Raw genomic sequence first — 21,613 nt, forward strand, 5'->3', positions numbered from 1 at the left:
CTATAGCCCCTCCCGTCTACGTAATGCAATAGTTGCAATTAATAAAAAGAGTGCTGATATTCCAATGTTTAAAGAAATGACTGGTAGTGCTGCCCCTACATCATTCGCATAAATAATTTTCATAACAGCTGTGTTTGCCCACGTTAATGGTGATAAATTCGTAACGAAATTTTCTTCTATTACGAAATATGCACCGCCAAAAATAGAAGCTAATTGCACTACCACCATAATAATTGCTCTAGACGCTTCAGGTGTTTTTGTCATATATCCAATCCCTAAACCGAAGCTAATTGCTAGAAAGACTTCTGTTAATAAAATAAGAAATATGATTCCAAGATGATCGCCCCAATTCGCTTGAAAGACAAATTTACTAAATAACATGACGAGCAATATGCACAGGGCGTTTGCTACAAGACTACCAAGCACTTTCCCAATGAAAATTTCAGCCTTACTTATAGGTGCAGCAATAAGGCGATCTCCTGTTTTACGTATTCGTTCGCCTCGAATTAGAAAACTTGCTCCCATCGCAGCGTACAGTGCAATCATCGTCGTCATTACAACCGCATAGTAATCCATAGAACCCGGTTTATTCGCAGCTTGTAAAGATGTTTCTTTTATATAATCATTATGATTTCCATTTGAAATAACTGCGCTCACCTTACTAGGATTAACTTTTGTAACTTCGGCTGCTACATTGTACTTATCAACAAATGTTGTTAGCATGCCTTCCACAATACTTCCCTCAATACTACTTTTGTCACTTCCGTAAAATTTCGCACCATCTTTCTTTAGTTCTACATAAGCAGCATATTTATTTTGCTTCACCGCTTCCTTCCCATCTATACCTTCAGAAGCTTTTTTAAAATGAATACCCGATTTATCAACTTCTTTCGCAAATGCTTCAAACGTTTGAGAAAACGTGCTACTTGCTTCATCCTTATATAGCACTTGTATATCTTTAATCGAATGACTATCACTATTAAATGCGTTTGTTAATGCTGTTCCTAATACAAGCATAAGCACAATCGGAAATGCTAACATAAAAACTAAAGTTCTTACGTCTCTAAAATCTCTTTTCATATGCATAATTGCAATATTGAAGATGTTCAATTGATGAACCTCCCTTTACCTTTTCTTCATTTACCGTTTATTTATCTCGTAAGTTTCTACCAGTCAACGTAAGGAATACTGTTTCTAAGTTTGGAGCCTGCTCCTCTAACGAACGGATTTCAATGTCATGATTGATGAAGTGCTGAATAATTTTATTTAAATTATTTAATCCTGCATCCGAGTTTACTTTAATTACGTTCTCTTCAATTTGAACAGCTTTCACTCCATTTATCTCTTTTAACTGTTCTATATCTAGATTTTCTACTGACTTCACTTCAATCCAAATATCTTTCGTATCGGTAATAATTGCTTTTAACTGCTCTTTCGTTCCTTCTGCAATCACTTTACCGTGATCTACTATCGCTATTTTCGTACAAATCTCTTCTACCTCTTCCATGTAGTGACTCGTATAAATAATCGTGCTTCCCATTTCATTTAATTTACGTACTGACTGCAAAATGTAGTTTCTTGACTGTGGATCAATTCCAACTGTCGGCTCATCCATAATAATTAACTTCGGTCTATGAGCAATTGCACAAGCGATATTCAGTCTTCGCTTCATCCCACCAGAAAAGTTCTTTGGATAGCTTTTCTGTTTATCGCTAAGTCCTACAAATTGAAGAGCTTCCTCGACCCTAGCTTTTAATTCAGCTCCTCGTAATCCGTACAATCCAGCAAAGAATTTCACATTTTCATAAGCTGTTAACTCTTCATAAATTGCAATATCTTGCGGAACGATACCGATATTCATCTTCGCAAATCGATTATGTTTCTTTATATTTTTTCCTAGTATGCTAATTTCACCTTCATTACTTCTTAACAAACCAGCAATCATGTTGATTGTCGTACTCTTACCAGCACCATTCGATCCTAAAAAGCCAAATATTTCTCCTTCTTTAATAGATAAAGACATATTATCAACTGCGATGAAATCACCAAATTTTTTCGTTAAATTTTTAATTTCTAATGTATTCATCATTTCACCCCTATTTCGGTTTCTCTGCTTTTAGTATAAACAAAAAGAATGAACCTGCTCAGTGCAGAAGTTCATTCTTTTCACATGAGATTATTCACTTTTTTCATATGAGATGATTCATCCTCATATCGGCAGCAACATTGTTACTGAAAAACCACTTGTTCCATCTACAATAATTTTACCATTTACAGACGCCGTTCGTTCCTCCATCCCCATAATCCCGAGACCTTTTTTAACAAGTGTTGCACCTTTTCCATTATCCTTCACTTGCACTTTCACCATCTTGTTAAGTACATGAATATCGATTGAAATGACTGTCGCATCAGCATATTTCATCGCATTTGTTAATGCCTCCGTAACATTTTCACCGATAATCTTCCACTGAATCGGTGAAATCATATCTAAATTCCCTTTATATACGAAAGGAATATTTATATCATGCTTACCGGCAAATTCCTCTATGAATAATTTCATACGATGAATGCCAATTTGCTCAGTTGGTGGCTTCATATTTTTTAATGTAATCCGAATGCTTTCAATACCATCTTTTGAAATATGAATTGCATTTTGTAATAACTCGGCAGATTTTTCTTTATCTATCCCCATTAATCTCTTTGCTGCTTCCATTTGAATGAGTGCCCCTGTCATCGAGTGGCCAATTTTATCATGAATTTCCTGTGATAACCGGTTTCTCTCTTCTAACTTAAATGTGTACTCTGATTGTCTTATATACTCTTTATTTTCATTTAAGCTTTTCGTCAGCCGCTGCATATCTTTTCGCATCTGATCATTTTGTGATTCAAGCTTTAATACGCGCGATATATACCGTTCTGCCATAGTTAATACGAGAAAGGAAAATGCAACAATTAATCCATATGTCATTCTAATACTCTCATTTGTAAAGATAATAGGAATCATCATAATGATAAAGAGTTGCCATCTCTTCTCTATATAACGGAATATAATTTCATATAAGTTCAATGGTAAAAACAATATAAAGAACGAATGAATCTTCCATGTAAATAACATAACTAAGCCAATCGATACAGAAGTTAATATGTTTTTGTACGTATCTTTTTTAAATATAGAAATCAGCACGTTTACAGAAAGATATAAAAGCAAAGTAAGTATAATCCATGGTAAGTTCGCAACATTTAAATAAATGTAACTAAACACAATATATATAAAGACAATTAATTTACTTACAATTAACCAAAATTCCATAACATTAATCTACTTTCCCTGTTAAATAATAAATCGCAATTTGTGTACGATGTTCAAGTCCAGTTTTCCCTAAAACTGATGTAATATAATTTGCGATTGTTCCTTCTGATATGAAAAGTTGCTTCGAGATTTCTTTATTCGAAAAGCCCTTTGCAATTAATGCGATAATACTCAGCTCTCTTTCAGTAAAAAGACTTTTATCTATTTTACATTCTTCCTCTTTACTTTCCATTAAATTAGACTTAATTTTATCGAGAACTACATCTTGCATAACGGTTTGGCCGTTATATACTCCTTTTATCGCATCACGAATACGCTCTGGATCATTATTTTTCAATAAATAACCTTTCGCCCCATTCTTCACTGCGTCCAAAATATATTCATCATCATCGAACGTCGTTAAAATAAGCGGCTTCGTTTTCGTCTCTTCACAAATGAATTTCGTCGCCTCTACCCCATTCATGTTCGGCATACGAACATCTAAAAGAGCGATATCAACGTCGTTCTTTTGGCAATATTCCACTGCTTCTTTCCCATCATTTACTGTATCTACTACTTCGAACTCTTCATATGTATTTAAAATAATTTTCATACCTTCTCTAATAAAAGAGTTATCATCTGCTATTAATATTTTAATTTTCATGTTTGTTAGTATGGATCTTCCCCTACTAACATTCACATCCTTTCTTCCCGTAACATTTCTTACTTGCTCATTATATACTTCTCTTTACCATTTTTTCACACCTTTTTTCATCTAGCCCCCTTCCTAAAAATATATTATTCTTTTTTTACAACATGTGTAGGGTGACTTATCATTCTTTACGTCTATATAATAGAATGCGTCAAAAAGGAGGGAGAGACCCATTGAGGAAAAACAATTAATTGAAAAAGCACAGCAAGGAAGCGAACATGCTTTTCGTATCCTTGTGCAAACATATCGTCATTATATTTTTCAAGTTATCTTTTCTATTTTAAGACATGAAGAAGATGCGAAAGATGTTACACAAGAAGTATTCGTAAAAATTCACGCCTCTCTCCCAAATTATCAATTTCGCGGATTAAAAACGTGGATGGCGCGTATTGCCACCAATCACGCTATTGATTATAAGAGAAAGAAAGCTAGAGAAAACGAAGAGCTCTCTTTATGTAAAGAAACTGAGGAAAATATAAAATCCTCTCATAATATTGAGGCTTTATTATTGACGAAAGAGCAAAAATTACTCATTGCTCAAAAACTGAGAGAACTTCCCGATAATTACCGTGACGTCGTTCTCGCACATTACTTAGAAGAAAAAAGCTATCAAGAAATTGCTTTACAGGAAAACATCGAAGTGAAAACAGTCGAAATGAAACTGTATCGGGCAAGAAAATGGATTAAAAAACATTGGAAGGAGGAAGAGTTTCTATGATGCATTATTCAAAAGAAGATTGGCGCAATTATACATTAAATGTTATAGAAAGCAATGAACGTGAATCTATGGAAGAACATCTTTATGAATGTGATCATTGTTTAGCACTTTATATGGAAAGTATTGATGAACAACAGGAAAACCTTCCAATGATAAATGATGATTCATTTACGAACGAAGTTATGACGCAAATTGATTTTGAAACGCTACAACCTAATGAAAATATAAAAACAAACTCATTAAAGCGAACGATTATTCACTACATAATTGCAACCACAGCTACAATTATTTTTATGGTAAGTGGTTTATTCCAATATATTTTCACAGCGACATCAAATTTCGAGAAATCTTCAAAACATAACGAGTCTTCTATCTCACAACAAATTGTAAACAAATCAGTAGACACATCAAAAAAAGACGGAGGTTCAAAGCATGAATAAAAATCCCTTTTTAGCACTTGTATTAGGGCTAATTCCTGGGCTTGGACATTTATATGTAAAGAAGTTTGGACGGTTTATTTTATATGGCGGAGGGGCTTTATTTCTATTTATCTTCACAGTATTTTGTACAGTAGAATTAGGAGAGCGCACCATGGCTTTTCTTTCCCTATTTTTACTAGCTGTTCTATGGGTAATTAACTTACTAGATTTAGTTATCACCATTATAAACCAAACGAAAAAACAAGAAGCTGGAGAATTAACAGAGTCCTCTAAAGAGAGCGAACGATTTTATATCATTCTTCTTTCCATCATCCCCGGACTTGGACATTTTCAATTAGGACTTATGCAACGCGGACTTACATTTTTAGTAGCTTGTACAGGAATTGGAAGTATGATCATTTTCGTTGCTCTTTTAACATCTCAAGAAAGTTTTCTTATCTTTCTCGTGACGTTACCTGTTTTATGGATTTACAATTTCTTCGATGTTGTTCAGCAACTCCAGAAAAAAGAACGTGGTGAGCAATTAGTTGACCGTACTATTTTTGAAGAGTTTGAAGAGCACCGTGAGCAAGGAAAGAAAAGTAAAACATTCGCTTCTATTTTAGCGATGTTCCCCGGAGCAGGACATATGTATTTAGGCTTACAGCGCCGTGGTCTTCAGCTTATGGCAGCCTTTTTACTTTCAATATATTTACTCGACTTATTAAGACTTTCAGCGTTTTTATTTTTAGTACCCATCATTTGGTTCTATAGCTTTTTTGACGCTTTACAACAAACTGCAAAATATGGAAAAGAACGTGTAAATGATGAACCTATCATTGATTATTTTATCAATCATCAAAGGTGGATCGGTATTGGATTAATTACACTCGGTGGTTATTATTTATTAGATCAAACAGTCCTTCCTATTTTGAATGATTACTTCGCAACTATATTTAACATTCATCTTAGCGAGCTGTATTATCGCTATTTCCAAACATCTATCGTTGCACTCCTCTTAATTGGTGGCGGCTTTAAATTGTTACTTGGAAATAAAGAAAATAAAGGTGGTACGAAAGAATGAGAACATGGCGCGTTGGAACATTTTCAATGGGGCTTTCTATTATTGCATTAGGTTGCTTCTTACTATTTTCAGTTATAAAAGGTACTGAGGTATTAGATTCCTTAACAGCATGGTGGCCTGTTTTACTTATTATACTTGGCGTGGAAATTTTACTTTACCTTCTAATTTCTAAGAAGGAACAATCATTTATTAAATATGATATTTTTAGTATTTTCTTTATCGGTGTTTTAGGAAGTGTTGGCATTGCTTTTTACTGTTTATTATCAACTGGATTACTAGATGAGGTTCGTCATTCTATTCATACCACTCGCCAAACGAGTAATATTCCAAGTGGACAACTTAATATACCTGAATCTATAAAGAAAATTGTAGTGGATGCAGGACAGCACCCTCTAACAATAGAGGGAAATGATACAAATCAAATTCATCTTCTTGGAACATATGAAATGACGACGAAAGCTAATGAAAAACTTAATTTAAAACAAGAAGATTTTCTTTCCGTTCAAACAGCCGGGGAAACAATGTATATCACTTTAAAATCATTACCAGTTCAACATAAGTTATGGAATTCCGCACCACAGGTCAAACCGACACTCGTTCTTCCACAAAATAAAAATGTAGAAGTTCGTGCTTCAAATAACGAACTATCCCTTTATCCAGGGCAATTACAAAATAATTGGTTTGTACAAGAAAGCTCAAGAGTGTCTGTCCATCTTGCAAAAGAGAGTGATGTATTTTTAACAGCAGTAACAAATCAAAAGGAACCACATGGCAGCACACCTTGGGAACAAGTTGAAGATGTAACAAAAAAAGAAGAGAATACTTCAGAAGAAAATCCAGAATTAAACGGGCAAGAACATTGGTATAAAAATTCGATTAAAACTGGAAATGGCACATACAAGTTAAATATTGAGAAAGCTTACAATTTAAATATGAGCGTTATTGAAAAATAAAAAAACCTTCCGCAATTGCGGAAGGTTTTTCTCATATAATCGCTTTAATTCCCTCTAACACTAAGCCAATCATAAATCCGCAAACAGCTCCGTTTACTCGGATCCATTGCAAATCTTTACCGACGTTATTTTCAATCATTTCAATTAACGTTTTATCATCTAACTTATCAAGATTTTCTTGCACAAGCTTTCCGATTTTCGAATGGTTATTCTCAACAAGCTTCACAACTTGTTTTTGTAACCAATCTTCTATTTTTTGAACAGTCACTTCGTCATCTTTTATTTTATTCATTTGTTTTTGTAAAAATGGAATAACATACTTATCCGCAAATACTTCATTGTTTACAAAGGCAACTGCTTTTTGCTGCACTTGTTCCAGCATCTCTTTAATTTTGTCAGTAGCGTTCCAATTGGCAATCCATTTTTCTTTCCACTTTTCTAATTCTTGTAGTAACGCTTCATTTTCTTTTACATTTATAATTTCTTGACGAATTTTCGCTAATATAAGTTGTCTCGTGCTATTATCAGCATCTTGTAAGCTGTTAATATTACTAATAATAAACTTCTGCAAAATGCCGCCAATTTTATCTTCATCTACAATATTCATAAATGATTTCAAAGTAAACTGCAAGAATCCATCTACTTTTATATTTTCCATCGCCTTCATACCTAAGCTTCCGAGTTGGTAACGCGCTTCATCTTGCGCTGTCCAGTCTTTCACTTTTACTAATATGTAATCAAGTGTCTTTTCATCATATTCTTGCACAACTAATTGATCAACAAGCACTTGTAAAATGTTACTTGTATTCATTGTATGCAAATATGTTTTTAATTCTTTTTCAATAATAACCGCTAATTTTTCCGTATCTATTGAAACAATCGCTTTCTCCGCAATCGTTACAATCCCTTTTTTCACAGCATCAGACTGCATTTCTCTCTCAGCAATTTGCAGCACCATTTGTGCTAGTTGCATTTCTTTTACTTTATTCGTAATACTTTCTTTCGTTAGCCACTCATTTTCTAACGTATTGATGAGCCCTTTCGTTACTCGTTTACGGTTTTTCGGTAACAAAGCTGTATGCGGAATTGGAATTCCCATCGGGTGACGGAATAATGCTGTAACTGCGAACCAATCCGCAAGTCCACCAACTAACCCAGCTTCAAATCCACCTTGAATAATCTCACCAGCTACCGATCCTTGAAAAGGAATAGAAGCCGCAAAACCTACCCCCATAACCCCAAGCGAAATACCCGCTATATATTTAGTCTGTAATGACATCGTATACACATCCTCTTATTATGTAAAATAAAGCTTTTTGTTGTATTTATTTGATATTAGTTCTTTATATCTATACTATAATGAACTAATGCGAAAATAACAAAGAATTTATAATAATACAAGTCTTCCTTTCACACACTTTACAATCATCCGGATTAAATTTTTACATTTTTTTCAAAACAATACCACTCTCTGTGAAGTTGTATATGTTAAACTATCTATATAACTTTATAATGGATTGGAACGATTAAAAATGTTCTCTAGCAAATTATCTACTTTAAAAAGAAGTATATTCCAAGGTGAAATATTTCAGTTTTTAAACAAAAAAGATGGCCTAATCGCCATTTTCTTTATCGCTATTTATTTAGCATACTTTTATTTTCTAATGAACTTTTGGTATTCTCCATTAATGAAAAATTCATACTTTCCAATCTCACATCCGCGCCTTTATGCTGTTTTAGGAATTACTTTGCACCAAATACCTATCGCAATTCTATTATTTATTATTCTTAAAAGATCGAAACAAACGTTATCAAGTATTGGTTTTAGAAAAAAAGGATTGAAATCTTCTCTCTTAATCGGAGCTTTTCTTTTGTTTATATACGTATATAAATACGAAAAAATAAATGGATTTCAATTAGAAATGTTTTATTTCCTTTACTACTATATAATTAATATCGGTTTTGAAGAGGAAATTATATTTAGAGGATATCTTTGGCCAAGATTAGTTGTGTTACTAGGTAAATTTTGGGGTACATTTCTTACATGTGCATGCTTTGGAATTGCCCATTCATTTATGCCGATTATTTTAGGTGACACCTCTCAAGGAATTGGGGATTGGGTAGGAGCTGGTCTGGCCGGACATTTGCTTTATGCCTTTATTTACACTCGTAATAATAATCTACTCCTCCCCATATTCATTCATGCTTTTTTAGATATGCCCTATAAATAAAAATGAGGCTATTTACAGCCTCATTTTTATTTATACATTAATGCCTCACCTGTTTTATAATACCCATTCATCACATCTTCTGGAACCATACTACCGCCCGTTCCCCATACAATATGAGTACCTTTTTTCATCTTCTCCATTAACTGTTTCTCTTGTAAATACGCATCTTCTTTACATACTTTTACTGGTCCTATCATACCAGCTAATGCAGAAGGCTCTAAATAAATATTTTCCGTATCAGCTAACTCTTTTAACAACCTATACAATTCTTCATCACTTACTGTGTAATCCCCACTCAAAAATGGTTCCATCGTTTTACCAACAAATCCAGACGGCCTTCCTACCGCAAGTCCGTCCGCGTCTGTTATATTATCAATTCCGATATCTTGAACGGCAATTTTATCATGAAGTCCTGTCATTAACCCGAGTAACATACATGGAGAATGTGTTGGCTCTGCAAAGAAACAGTGTACGTTGTCTTTATACAATAACTTTAAACCAAATGCGACTCCGCCAGGTCCGCCACCTACTCCGCATGGCAGATAAACGAATAAAGGATGCTCTTCATCCACTACAATCTCTAACTCTTCTAATTGTTTTTGTAAACGCGATGCCGCTACTGCGTATCCTAAAAATAAATCATGTGAGTTTTCATCATCTACAAAATAACAACTAGGATCTGCATCTGCTTGCTGGCGCCCCTCTTCTACAGCTTTACTATAATCAGCTTCATATTCAATAACATTTACACCTTTACTTCTTAATAAATCTTTTTTCCATTGTTTCGCGTCTGCTGACATATGAACCGTTACGTTAAAACCTAGTTTCGCACTCATAATTCCAATGCTCAATCCTAAGTTCCCTGTTGAACCTACCGCGATTGAATATTTGGCAAAAAACTCTCTACATGTATCACTATCTAAAATGGAATAATCATCTTCTTCTGTTAACATACCTTGCTGCAAAGCTAATTGTTCAGCATGTTTCAACACTTCATAAATCCCGCCTCTAGCTTTAATTGATCCTGATATCGGAAGATGACTATCACATTTTAATAATAATTCTCCTAAAATAGGTTGCTCGTAATTTTTCTCTAAAGCTTGTTTCATAGAAGGGATTTTCACTAAAGGTGATTCAATTATGCCTTTCGTCTCTTTCGTTTCAGGAAAAACTTTCGCAATATATGGTGCAAAGCGCTTTAATCTTTCTTCCGCATCTTTTACATTTTCGTCATTCAGTGCGGAATCTTTTATCGCCGTTTCATACTTTTCCATGTTCGGATTCACCCAAAACACTTCTTCTGTTTTGATTAATTTATTTAATAATGGATATTTCTCTTTTAATTTCTCTATTTCCTTCATTTCTCTTCCTCCTCATCACCTTGTAGCTTACGATTTAATAAATTATAATTAAATTAATTTTAATATAGTTTAACATAAATCATTCACTTTAGTTAATTTTAATTTAATTTATTTAAATATAATTTAATAATCAGTAAGGAGATTTTCATTATGGAAAATATAGATATTGGTAAAAAGATTGAAAAACAAAGAAAAGAAAAGGGCTTAACTAGTAAAGATCTAGCAAAGATGGCCGATATTACACCATCTATGTTAAGTCAAATTGAACGCGGATCTGCTAACCCTTCTATCCAAACATTAAAAGTGCTGGCTAAAGCTCTTGATGTTCCAACTTTTAGCTTTTTACTTGAAGATACAAATACAGACGATTTAATTGTACGTTCTCATAAACGAAAAAAAATGATTATCGATAATTTATCATATGAAATGCTATCACCTAATTTCACAGGTAATTTAGCAACAGCGATTATGACCGTCCCGCCGAATACAGCTTCATCAGAAAATGTACTAGAACATAAAGGTGAAGAATTAGCATTTGTATTAGAAGGGAAAATCACATTACATTTAAATGAAGAAGCATACATATTAGAAACTGGTGATAGCGTAAAAATACCCGCTTATTTAAAACATAAATGGGTAAATCAATTCGAGAAAAATGCCATTGTTTTATTTTCTGTTACTCCGCCGATTTTTTAATATAGGTAATAAAAATAGCCACATACGGATTCATTCCGTACATGGCTATTTTTATTTTTTCGGCACGAACAAAATTCCTAAACTCATAACACAAAAACTTAGTATTTGCTGCATCGATAAACCAAATAGAACCGAATTCTGTTCACTAATAAGCGAAATAATGATATGAGCAAACCCCTCAACAATTAGAAAAACACTTATATTCTTTCCATTTCCGAGCCGTTCATTTTTCATCCATAACAAGCACATTATGCAAAGGGCAAGTATGATCTCGTATGCGAAAATAGGGTGATATAAAAATTTAGATTCATATATTTTCATTCCCCAAGGCAATGTCGTTTGTACACCTATTTTTTGGTGGAATAGAAAATAAAAAATAATACTCATACATAGTCCAATAGGCAATGTATCAAGTAAAATACGAAGTGAAAATTGTTCCTTTTTACTTCTCCAAGCAATGTATATAATCGCAATTACACATCCTGCTATAATATGCTGCATACTTCCTACAGCTAATAACGCTTGCAGTGGCGACCTAATAGCCCATACTGGATTTAAAATTGCCGGTGCAAATTTCCATACAAATATGATGATAAGAAAAGCATTTGTTACTGCATCCATCATTTTTTCGTATGGTACACTTTCGCTCTTCATCTTTCGTTTCATCAACATAAATCCAAATAGACTTCCAATTATAAGAGATACGGGTTGTAACCTCACGATCCACTCCATCAATACAAAATCCCCTCTTAACTCTCAATTAATTTCTTAAACTTCTCTTCTAATTGATCTGGAGGTAATACACCTCGTACTTGCTCTACGATAATTCCATCTTTATTAACAAAAAATGTCGTTGGTAAAGAAAATACTTTATAATCTAATCCGGCTACTCCGTCCATATCTAGTAAAACAGGAAACTTAAATCCGTGACGATCCGCAAAAGCGCTCGCTTCTTGCACTGGATCTCCTATTGTTGCATTTACCGCAAAAATTTCAACATCTTTTTTATATTTATCATACATACGAACTAAGTCTGGTGCCTCCATTTCACATGGACCGCACCATGATGCCCAAAAATTAATAAGATATGGTTTTCCTTTTGCATCATTTAATGAGTGCAGCTTCCCGTCTAATCCTTTTAATGTTATGTCTGGTGCTTTAAACCCTACTTGTGGTAATACTTCTGTTTTCTGTAATTCCGCTTGTTTCGCTTTTCTTTCTTTTTCTTCTTTCTTTGAATTATAAAAATTAACTCCGGCCCAAATTAATGCTCCGGCCAGTATAATCGCAATTAGTTTCTTCACTTTTTTTCCTCCTCATTTTTAAAAACCTGTAAATCCACCGAATAGACGAATAAAGAATGCTGTAATTTTCGTCATTTGATTTGTATACAATAAAATACCTGTTACAATCATCATTCCACCGCCAATTTTCATCATGACATTGGCATATGTAACAATCCATTTTATCTTTCCAATAAAGAATGCCATCACGAAAAATGGAACCGCAAATCCAAGCGTATACGCTGTAATATAAAGAAGTGCCCCTTCAGGATTCGTCGCACCAAGCATGAGTACAGCTGAAAATATCGGTCCAACACATGGAGTCCAACCCGCTGCATATGTCATACCGACTAAAATCGAGCGAATATATCCAGTCGATTTACTTCTATACTGCACCTTTTTCTCTGCCATAAGCCACTTCGGCTGAAACAAGCCCGTCATAAATAGCCCCATTAAAACAATAAAAATCCCACCAATTTGTTGAATCAATTTTTGGTTAGATGAAAATGTGATTCCAATCCAGCTTACCGATAAACCTAACGCGTAAAATATAACCGAAAATCCAATCATAAAAAATACGGTATGTATAATCGCTGATTTTTGCATAATCCCACGATTTTCTTTTAAATCTTGAATAGACACACCTGTAATATAAGATAAATAAGATGGATATAGCGGTAAAGAGCACGGTGATATAAATGACAATACTCCTGCCCCTACTACCAGCCAAATTGTTAAATCTGCTGCATTCATTTTATTCCCCCTAAAACACTACAATAAGTAGTGTTAATTCTTAAAAAAAGAGGCTATATGCACTCTCCAACAATCAGTACAATCGACATACAGAATAAACCTACTGTTACATATACCGAATTCGTATGTAATGGAATATTAAGTTTAACAACTTTTTCATTTAGCACTTGCTCAATTCGTAAATTTATTGCTGTTTTTGCAAATGAAGCTGTCACACATCGATTTTCCATTGTCTTTATTTTAATTAATTTTAATAATGCGCTTCCTAACTCGAATTTAGATTTCATTTTCCGCATTGCATACTTATCTGCAGCTAACTCCTGATACACATGATAGCGCTGCAATAGCCCTTTTAATATCGGGATGTATATCATTCCTTCTGCTAATAACGTAAAACAAAATAATTTTAGCGGATCTCGATTGTTTTGATGATATTCTTCATGAAAAATAATCGCATCCATTTCTTCATCTGAAAATGTTTGAAGCATCCCTTCTGACACGACAACTTTCGGACGAAATAATCCAATTGTAAATGCCGCAACTTCCGCAGTCGGCAATATATATATTTGTTTTCCTTTTCGAACGAAGGCGATAAGTACTTTTTGTAATCTTTTAGTATCGAAAAATTGTCGCCATATTCTTTTGCACACGATAAACACAGTAAGTAGTAGAAATCCAGCAATTATAATACGAATGAGCGATAATTCTTTCATATGTTTTTCTAACTGAAACAAGCAAAAATTCGAAAGAAAGAACGCCTTATTTTGAAAAAGAAATGGATATGTAACGTAATACAATAACATGCTAAAAAAAAGGGTACTAACAATTACTGTTAACAATACGATTTTACGCATTTGCCATTTCATTTCATTAATCCTCTTTTTTTAACTGACTCAATTTATCTTCTAACTTTTTTATTAAAGTCGGATCAGCCTGCTCTAACTCATCTAGCATATGATTTACAACTAAATCTCCAAATTCCCCCATCAATTCCTGTGTCATTTTCTTCGTTTGATTGGATAAGAATTCTTCTTTTGTTTGTACAGCACGATATACGCCACTTCTTTTCACAGTCTGTTTTTCTAAATGTAATTTCTCTACTAACCTGTTCATAACTGTCATAACAGTATTAAAATTCACAGGTGATTCTTCACTTAATTTCTGCTGTACTTCTTTAATCGTAATACCCTCGCTAGACCAAACAATCTCCATAATTTTCGCTTCAAGCGGTCCAAAGAAATGGTTTAACCCTTGCTCATTTAGCTTATAGTTTTGAGTAAACATAATGCGGCTCCTTTCACACTACGAATTGTAGTACAAATTACATGAAAGGTCAAACATAAATGATATATACAAAAATGAACTACCTATCATAGGCAATTCCATTCATTTTAAACCTAATTTTTCACCAAATGTATCAAAGAGATACTGCTCTAATATTTGTACACTAAACTTCTCATTACGTCCAAGTGCAAACAATTCCCGATCTTTCGCTACGATAGTATCTAACGGGATAACGACATTATCCACTATTTTTGTAATTTCAATGATGTTACTTTTTACATTTACCTCTGTTTTAAATTCAATGTTTTCTAATACGATATGTGAGCGTCTTCCTGATGCAAAAAAAGTAAAGTTAGGATTTTTATAAATACCAATTTCACTCTCTAGCGGATATAAATACTGAAAAATGATATCTCTATGTCCATCTTTTATTATTTTTTCATCCTTCTCATCATCCAAGTATTCCTTCACCTTCGTTGTAAATTCAAATCGAAAATCCACTTTTTTCACGCTCCCTCTTTGTATTTTTATATTAAATAAATATATTGAAATAATTTTACCATATTGTAATACAACTTCCTATTAAAAGTAAAAACTCATTTGTAAAATCTCTATTATTTCCAATTCTTTTTTAAAGGATAAGCACTCATTCAATATGAATACATGCTTCTTTATATCCATTTAAACATATTGTTTCCATATTTTGAAACAATAGTATGAAGTATTATATATTAATAAATTGTTTCTAATTCATTTCCCAATATAACCAGCCTTTGCTTTACTATTCCGATATATTTAAACTATATTTTCTACTTAATCATTACATCACAGAAGGAATGTAACTCTCTTCTATCGAATTTTTATATAACGAAAATGATTAGGTGGTGCTTTACTATGAAATTAGCTGTCATTGGTGGCGGTGATTTACAAGATTCCAATCACTCGCCTATTAATGAGCGACTTATAGAATTAACAAATAAACAATATCCGAAAGTATTATTCATTCCTACAGCTAGTCATGATGATGAAAGCTATATAAAATTATTTTTAGACACATTCGAAAAACAATTACACTGTGACGTACAAATTTTACGTATTATAGCCGATACACCTTCTAAATATGAAATAGACGAAATGATTCAGTCTGCTGATTTAATTTATCTCGGTGGCGGGAACTATATTCAAATGGTTACAGAATGGAAAGAACATAAACTCGATGAAAAATTACTATTGGCTCTTGAGCAAGGAACGCTCATTGCAGGATACAGCGCTGGTGCTATGTGCTGGTTCACATCTAGTATCCGATCAGATTATGAAGGTTCTGGTTATATAGAGAGCAACGGCTGGGGTATTGTGAACAAAAGATTTTGTCCACATTATAATCAATTAAATAGAATGAATGCCTTCCATTCCTTTTTACAAAATCATAAAGGTAATATAGAAGGCATTGCACTAGAGGATAATTGTGCCTTATATATTACAGAAGAATCTTTTGAAATTATCGGTGAACCAGAAAAAGCGTGGGAGTTTTATATGAGTGATAACAAACTCATTAGACAACATTTTGATATTACTTTAAAAAGCTATTTGTAACCTACACTTACAAAAAATGTCCCTAAGTATAATAACTTAGGGACATTTTCAATATTTAACTCACTAATCGTGTAATTCGTTTCTTCTGCCATGAAAGCTTATAATATGCATATTGTAGTATTAAGCTAACAATAAATGCTGCTGGGTATCCAATCCATATGCCTTCTATGCCAAGACTTGTATGGTAAGAAAGGTAATACGCTACAGGTACTTCAACAAGCCAAATTGATACGACGCCAATAACAGTTGGCCATAATACTGTACCGCTTGCTCGCATTGTCGCACTAATAATTTGCGCATGACCGAAAATTAAATAACTCCATAATGTGATCATAACTAGGCTATGAGCAATTTCAATTGTAGTTTGACTCGTTAAAAATAGTGCTAGAATGTCTCTTGAGAACAAGTAAATGAGAGATATTAGCACACCACCGATGACGTAGTTCATAATAATTCCAGCCTTCACAACTTTCTGCAATCGATCAAATTGATTCGCACCAATTGATTGTGCAGCAAAAATGGAGACTGTAATACCAAGGCTAACGGCTGGCATTTGTACATAACTTGCAACTTGGTTCACAACGCCATATGCCGCTGTTGCATCCGAACCGTAACGATTTACAAACGCGATTACCGCAATTTCAGATAATGAAACTAATATCATATTAATACTCGCTGGAATACCGAGGCGTAGTAATAACTTTAATAACTCCCCATCCATTCGAAGATATTTTCTTACCGTACTATCTAATTGTAGTGGGTGATTTTTCTTCTTTAAATACACTAACATGACAATAAACGTAATAACTGTAGATATAACAGAGGCATAGGCTGCTCCATAAACGTCTAATTTCGGAGCTCCTAACCATCCAAAAATAAGGATTGGTAATAAGATCATATTTAGCGCTGTACTTACAATTAAAAAGTAAAATGGCGTTTTAGAATCTCCTGTACCTCTCATAAACGTTGTGTATGCGAAATATAAAAATAAGATTGGCATCGATATAAATAAAATACGTGCATAATGTACACTTATTTCAATAATATTTTCTGGCGTTCCCATAAGGCGCATAATATCCATCGCAAAAATACTACCTACTATCGCCAACACAACCCCAATAATAAAAGTAAATGTCAACGTCGTACCAACAATCGCTTTTAAACGATCTTCGTTTTTTGCCCCAAATGCCTGACCTATTAAAATAGAACTACCTGAACCAATACCAATTACAAATGAAACGAGTAAGAAAAATAGAGGAAAGAATGCCGATATGGCCGCTAAATCATTCACTCCAAGCCATCTTCCTACTACTACCATACCGAATAATTGTCCAACCGATTGTAATACATTACTTAATAGTAACGGTACCAAAAACATCGACATCGATTTCCAAATCGGTTTACTCTCACTTTTTAACTTCTGTGACTCCGCACCTTCTTTATTATTATCTGTAGGTGGTTTCAAATTTCATTTCTCCTTTTATTAAAAATCTTTTTTCAACTTCTATCTCTTTGTATAGTTGTTATAACGGTGTGCTTCTATTCATTTTCTTCTCCCTATATTATAACTTCACCCAATATTGGCTTCCATCAGCTGTTCTATCTAAAAACCCGTATTCGATTAAATATCTTCTTAAAGTTACAAAATCCGGGTATACGCTTTCTATAATAGCATTTACTTCTTTTTCAGTGTACTTTTTATGACTATCAAACTTCGTCACTAAATGACGTAATATAATTAATTTACGCTTTTGCTTTTTTGGAAATTTAGAAAGCGGTCCATCTAATCCCTCTGTAAAATGCGTTTTTAATACTTCATTATTTTCTTCTTCTGTAATATTGTAACGATCATCTACCATCGTTGCTGTTCTATGAATCGGTACAAATTTCGTTTGTACTTTTGATTTTTCTTCTGACAGTTCCATTAACGCTAAAAACACTTTCGCTTGCTTCATTTTCTCTCGAAGTGTAAACCGATGATTGCGGATGGTTGAAGTACTTCCCCCATCCATCTCTTTCACAATCTCTTTATCATTCAGCCCCATATGGAAAAACTGAACCATCTTCTTTTGCAAATCCGTTAAACCCGTATACTTCTTATCAAGGTTTAATAAATAGTCAAACATAGATGTATGTTCGTTTTGCACATGCAATTGTACAAACTTCTCTGCTTCATACAAAACTTGATTATCTTGATAAATAACACCCTTAATAAACGTTTCTCCACAAGCTAAACAAATATACTCTTCCGTTTCCTCATCAAACACATACCCTTTTTTCAATTCCTCTACCGACGCATCCCAAAACTTCTCTGAAATATCGCTCATACTAAACACTCCTTTAAAATGTCCGTTTTAAAATAAACAAATTTCAATAACGTTTATTATCACTTCATCATCTTAACATAAACGAAATAAACATTTCAATGTTTCGTTTACCTATTTTCAAACCTTTATAAAAAATGTCTATAAAATATTCTTTAAAAAGGACATGAAGCAATAAAAAGCGAATGTATTTAATAAATAAATTACGATAGGATGTGAAACAAAACATGACTATTCTGCACGACCCTCGGTTTACTGTTAAACAAATTGCCCAAAATACATATGCAATTAGTGAATATGGACATTGGGAGAAAGTACATTCAATTTTAACTACAAAAAAGGTGTTTCCGTATACGAAAACACCCTTATCTTTTAAAGATTCTATTTACAGTCTCAACTAAAACCTTACTTGCTTGTACAAATGTATGCTTTCGGTTTCTATCTTCAACAAATGTATTAGCACAACTCCCCATAATCATCATACAACTAATTATGACTAACACTATCTTTCTATTCTTGTAAGTCACTTCATGCCACTCCACTATTACAAAACTTCTTTTGAATTTATCCCATCAAGAAATTTTACATGAATAATAAAACGTGTGAATATGCAATTATGCATATTCACACGTTTTATTACGATGTTATGATTTAATTTAGTTAAAGTACACGTATACCGAGGTGACTAACTTGAAATTTAAAGCGAAAAAAAATCCATTTCACGTCATTTTTATTACATTATTTATCATGATTTTTTTCATTTCACTATTTTTCCAAAATGAAAAATCTATTTTTTTCACCCTCATGATGCTGCTAAATATCGTGAATCTTTCTTCATTCTATTTCTCTCACTACAACGTAACGGAATCATCTCTTTTCGTAAAACATGGTTTCATACTACGTACTGAAATTCCCTTTGAAGATATTCGCCACATTAAATACTCTGATAAAAAACTTCATTCAAAGAAATGGACTAGACAGCAATTAGAAATCCATTATAATTTATTCGACTCTGTGACAACTTTCGTACCACAAGAAGAAGAAAAATTCATTGCACTTTTAAAAGAAAACTGCCCACATATGAAAATATTGAATATGTCTGCTAACAAATAATATATTTTGGCACTTACAGTAATAAAAAACCAAGATTCTAAACAAAGAATCTTGGCGTTTTTATTACTCTTTTGGAGCAATCATTTTTTTCGGATCGACAATTTCATCAAATTGTTCTTCTGTTATTAGTCCAGATTGCAGCGCTGCTTCTTTTAAAGTTAGCCCTTCTTTATGAGCATGCTTTGCAATTTTCGCTGCATTTTCATATCCGATATGCGGGTTTAATGCAGTAACAAGCATTAATGAACGATTCACATTCTCTTTAATGACTTCTTCATCTGCTTCAATACCAACTGCACAATTATCATTAAATGAAACAATTGCATCTGCTAATAAGTGAGCAGATTGTAAGAAGTTATATGCAATAACAGGTTTAAATACATTTAACTCAAAATTGCCTTGGCTCGCTGCAAATCCGATTGTTGCGTCATTTCCCATCACTTGTGCTACAACCATCGTTAACGCTTCACTTTGCGTTGGATTTACTTTACCTGGCATAATAGAGCTTCCTGGCTCATTTGCTGGAATAATAATTTCTCCTAGCCCACTACGTGGACCACTTGCCAGCCAGCGCACATCGTTAGCGATTTTCATTAAATCCGCTGCTAATGCTTTTAATGCCCCATGCGTATATACAACTTCATCATGACTCGTTAATGCATGGAATTTATTTGGTGCAGAAATAAATTGCTTACCTGTAAATTGGCTAATTTCCTCAGATACCATCTCACCAAATTTAGGATGGGCGTTTATACCTGTTCCAACTGCAGTACCACCAATCGCAAGCTCTTTCATATATGTATTGCTCTCTGCAATCATACGCTCTGTTTTTTCAAGCATACGGTGCCATCCACTAATTTCTTGTCCTAATGTTAACGGTGTCGCATCTTGTAAATGTGTACGACCAATTTTTATAATATGTTCAAATGCTTTTACTTTTTCTGCTAACGTTTCTTTTAATTTCGTAATTGCTGGTAACACGTGATTTTCTACTGCGAGTACACATGCTACATGAAGCGCAGTTGGGAAAGTATCATTTGAACTTTGAGACATGTTCACATCATCATTCGGATGAATATGTACGTCAAATCCTTTCTCTTTCAAAATTTGATTCCCTCGGTTTGCAATTACTTCATTCACATTCATGTTTGACTGCGTACCACTACCTGTTTGCCATACGACAAGTGGAAAATGTTCATTCCATTTCCCTGCAATCACTTCGTCAGCTGCTGTCACAATTGCTTCTGCTTTTTCTTCTGATAGCTTTCCTAATTTTTGATTGCTAAGCGCTGCACTCTTCTTTAAAATGGCAAATGCTTTTACAATTTCAAGCGGCATTTGCTCTGTTCCAATCGGGAAGTTTTCTTTACTGCGTTGTGTTTGTGCTGCCCATAATTTATCAGCTGGAACTTTAATTTCTCCTAATGTATCTCTTTCAATTCTGTACTCCATGTTTTCATCCCCTTGAAAATATAATACCTACATTTCTTATAATAACAGACTTCCCTTTAAATGATAAGAATTCTCACTCATATAAATAGATATTTTATATTTATTTTAAAAACTCCTCTTGACCTAAACTTAAGTTTAGGTTGTATTCTTTCCTTTGTAACCTACTATAACAATACTGGAGGAATTCAATATGAAAAAATATGCTTTCATAACAGGTGCAAATAAAGGAATTGGATATGAACTTGTTCGTCAATTAGCAGAAAAAGATACAACAAAAAATTGCTAAATATGAGGATGAGATAACCTCTTCAACTCCTATTACAAAATAAAAAATCACCTTCTACAACA

Annotated in this window: 23 protein-coding genes and 1 pseudogene; 9 read left to right on the forward strand and 15 right to left on the reverse strand. The window is 33.5% G+C overall.

Annotated elements, in window-relative coordinates; genetic code table 11:
- The 4 genes from QCI73_RS18250 to QCI73_RS18265 form a co-directional block, all read right to left on the reverse strand.
- Entirely contained in the window at positions 1–1,110 is a 1,110-nt protein-coding gene (locus QCI73_RS18250) for an ABC transporter permease (RefSeq protein ID WP_353823491.1), read from the reverse strand.
- Positions 1,111–1,147: 37 nt separating this feature from the next.
- Positions 1,148–2,086 (reverse strand): ABC transporter ATP-binding protein, encoded by a 939-nt coding sequence (locus tag QCI73_RS18255; protein ID WP_262725941.1) that lies wholly within the window; start codon positions 2,084–2,086, stop codon positions 1,148–1,150.
- Between the two features lie 123 nt (positions 2,087–2,209).
- Positions 2,210–3,310 (reverse strand): sensor histidine kinase, encoded by a 1,101-nt coding sequence (locus QCI73_RS18260; RefSeq protein WP_262725940.1) that lies wholly within the window; start codon positions 3,308–3,310, stop codon positions 2,210–2,212.
- A gap of 4 nt (positions 3,311–3,314) precedes the next feature.
- Positions 3,315–3,953, reverse strand: a complete 639-nt coding sequence (locus QCI73_RS18265) for a response regulator transcription factor (RefSeq protein WP_262725953.1) — start codon at positions 3,951–3,953, stop codon at positions 3,315–3,317.
- A gap of 283 nt (positions 3,954–4,236) precedes the next feature.
- Between QCI73_RS18265 and QCI73_RS18270 the strand changes: the two genes are divergently transcribed.
- From QCI73_RS18270 to exsE, 4 genes are read left to right on the forward strand one after another with little or no spacing between them, the layout of a single operon-like run.
- On the forward strand, positions 4,237–4,719 hold the full coding sequence (locus tag QCI73_RS18270; protein ID WP_001195469.1) for an RNA polymerase sigma factor: 483 nt from the start codon (positions 4,237–4,239) through the stop codon (positions 4,717–4,719).
- Positions 4,716–5,159, forward strand: coding sequence for a hypothetical protein (locus QCI73_RS18275; RefSeq protein ID WP_353823492.1), 444 nt, complete (start codon positions 4,716–4,718; stop codon positions 5,157–5,159). The genes QCI73_RS18270 and QCI73_RS18275 overlap by 4 nt, the downstream gene beginning before the upstream one ends.
- Positions 5,152–6,222, forward strand: a complete 1,071-nt coding sequence (locus tag QCI73_RS18280; RefSeq protein ID WP_327923132.1) for a hypothetical protein — start codon at positions 5,152–5,154, stop codon at positions 6,220–6,222. Before QCI73_RS18275 ends, QCI73_RS18280 begins: the two co-directional genes overlap by 8 nt.
- Positions 6,219–7,175, forward strand: a complete 957-nt coding sequence (gene exsE / locus QCI73_RS18285; protein ID WP_262725937.1) for an exosporium protein ExsE — start codon at positions 6,219–6,221, stop codon at positions 7,173–7,175. The genes QCI73_RS18280 and exsE overlap by 4 nt, the downstream gene beginning before the upstream one ends.
- A 31-nt stretch (positions 7,176–7,206) precedes the next feature.
- Here exsE and QCI73_RS18290 read toward each other — a convergent pair whose 3' ends face one another.
- Entirely contained in the window at positions 7,207–8,454 is a 1,248-nt protein-coding gene (locus QCI73_RS18290; protein WP_353823493.1) for a DUF445 domain-containing protein, read from the reverse strand.
- 253 nt (positions 8,455–8,707) lie between these two features.
- On the opposite strand from QCI73_RS18290, the gene QCI73_RS18295 reads away from it, so the two are divergent.
- On the forward strand, positions 8,708–9,406 hold the full coding sequence (locus QCI73_RS18295; protein ID WP_262725935.1) for a CPBP family intramembrane glutamic endopeptidase: 699 nt from the start codon (positions 8,708–8,710) through the stop codon (positions 9,404–9,406).
- 26 nt (positions 9,407–9,432) lie between these two features.
- Here the strand turns inward: QCI73_RS18295 and dsdA are convergent, their stop codons facing one another.
- A complete protein-coding gene (dsdA, locus tag QCI73_RS18300) occupies positions 9,433–10,767 on the reverse strand; it encodes a D-serine ammonia-lyase (RefSeq protein WP_353823494.1) in 1,335 nt (444 codons plus the stop codon).
- A 150-nt stretch (positions 10,768–10,917) separates the two neighbouring features.
- Between dsdA and QCI73_RS18305 the strand changes: the two genes are divergently transcribed.
- Entirely contained in the window at positions 10,918–11,463 is a 546-nt protein-coding gene (locus tag QCI73_RS18305; RefSeq protein WP_353823495.1) for a helix-turn-helix domain-containing protein, read from the forward strand.
- A 51-nt stretch (positions 11,464–11,514) separates the two neighbouring features.
- On the opposite strand, the gene QCI73_RS18310 is transcribed toward QCI73_RS18305, so the two are convergent.
- The 6 genes from QCI73_RS18310 to QCI73_RS18335 all read right to left on the reverse strand — a co-directional run bounded on the left by QCI73_RS18310 (position 11,515) and on the right by QCI73_RS18335 (position 15,284).
- Complete coding sequence (locus QCI73_RS18310) at positions 11,515–12,195, reverse strand: prolipoprotein diacylglyceryl transferase family protein (protein ID WP_353823496.1); 681 nt, start codon at positions 12,193–12,195, stop codon at positions 11,515–11,517.
- Positions 12,196–12,212: 17 nt separating this feature from the next.
- Positions 12,213–12,767: a TlpA family protein disulfide reductase gene (locus QCI73_RS18315; RefSeq protein ID WP_074610808.1), complete on the reverse strand. Its 555-nt coding sequence runs from the start codon at positions 12,765–12,767 to the stop codon at positions 12,213–12,215.
- 18 nt (positions 12,768–12,785) lie between these two features.
- On the reverse strand, positions 12,786–13,499 hold the full coding sequence (gene ccdA, locus QCI73_RS18320) for a cytochrome c-type biogenesis protein CcdA (protein WP_029440811.1): 714 nt from the start codon (positions 13,497–13,499) through the stop codon (positions 12,786–12,788).
- A gap of 53 nt (positions 13,500–13,552) precedes the next feature.
- A complete protein-coding gene (locus QCI73_RS18325) occupies positions 13,553–14,365 on the reverse strand; it encodes a M56 family metallopeptidase (RefSeq protein WP_327923127.1) in 813 nt (270 codons plus the stop codon).
- Positions 14,366–14,369: 4 nt separating this feature from the next.
- Positions 14,370–14,783, reverse strand: a complete 414-nt coding sequence (locus tag QCI73_RS18330) for a BlaI/MecI/CopY family transcriptional regulator (RefSeq protein ID WP_353823497.1) — start codon at positions 14,781–14,783, stop codon at positions 14,370–14,372.
- Positions 14,784–14,885: 102 nt separating this feature from the next.
- Positions 14,886–15,284 (reverse strand): DUF3942 family protein, encoded by a 399-nt coding sequence (locus QCI73_RS18335; protein WP_001983153.1) that lies wholly within the window; start codon positions 15,282–15,284, stop codon positions 14,886–14,888.
- 393 nt (positions 15,285–15,677) lie between these two features.
- On the opposite strand from QCI73_RS18335, the gene QCI73_RS18340 reads away from it, so the two are divergent.
- On the forward strand, positions 15,678–16,376 hold the full coding sequence (locus QCI73_RS18340) for a peptidase E (RefSeq protein ID WP_353823498.1): 699 nt from the start codon (positions 15,678–15,680) through the stop codon (positions 16,374–16,376).
- A 55-nt stretch (positions 16,377–16,431) separates the two neighbouring features.
- Here the strand turns inward: QCI73_RS18340 and QCI73_RS18345 are convergent, their stop codons facing one another.
- Both QCI73_RS18345 and QCI73_RS18350 read right to left on the reverse strand, forming a co-directional pair.
- Positions 16,432–17,841: an MATE family efflux transporter gene (locus QCI73_RS18345; protein WP_353823499.1), complete on the reverse strand. Its 1,410-nt coding sequence runs from the start codon at positions 17,839–17,841 to the stop codon at positions 16,432–16,434.
- A 97-nt stretch (positions 17,842–17,938) separates the two neighbouring features.
- A complete protein-coding gene (locus QCI73_RS18350; protein ID WP_353823500.1) occupies positions 17,939–18,703 on the reverse strand; it encodes a DUF2087 domain-containing protein in 765 nt (254 codons plus the stop codon).
- A 687-nt stretch (positions 18,704–19,390) separates the two neighbouring features.
- On the opposite strand from QCI73_RS18350, the gene QCI73_RS18355 reads away from it, so the two are divergent.
- Positions 19,391–19,813 (forward strand): PH domain-containing protein, encoded by a 423-nt coding sequence (locus tag QCI73_RS18355; protein ID WP_353823501.1) that lies wholly within the window; start codon positions 19,391–19,393, stop codon positions 19,811–19,813.
- 63 nt (positions 19,814–19,876) lie between these two features.
- Here QCI73_RS18355 and fumC read toward each other — a convergent pair whose 3' ends face one another.
- Positions 19,877–21,265, reverse strand: coding sequence for a class II fumarate hydratase (gene fumC, locus QCI73_RS18360; protein ID WP_353823502.1), 1,389 nt, complete (start codon positions 21,263–21,265; stop codon positions 19,877–19,879).
- 190 nt (positions 21,266–21,455) lie between these two features.
- Here fumC and QCI73_RS18365 point away from each other — a divergent pair.
- Positions 21,456–21,533 (forward strand): annotated as a pseudogene (locus tag QCI73_RS18365) (SDR family NAD(P)-dependent oxidoreductase); the annotation flags it as partial.
- Between the last annotated feature and the right edge of the window lie 80 nt (positions 21,534–21,613).

The sequence above is a fragment of the Bacillus cereus group sp. MG16 genome, assembly GCF_040459875.1.
Taxonomy (GTDB): domain Bacteria; phylum Bacillota; class Bacilli; order Bacillales; family Bacillaceae_G; genus Bacillus_A; species Bacillus_A paranthracis.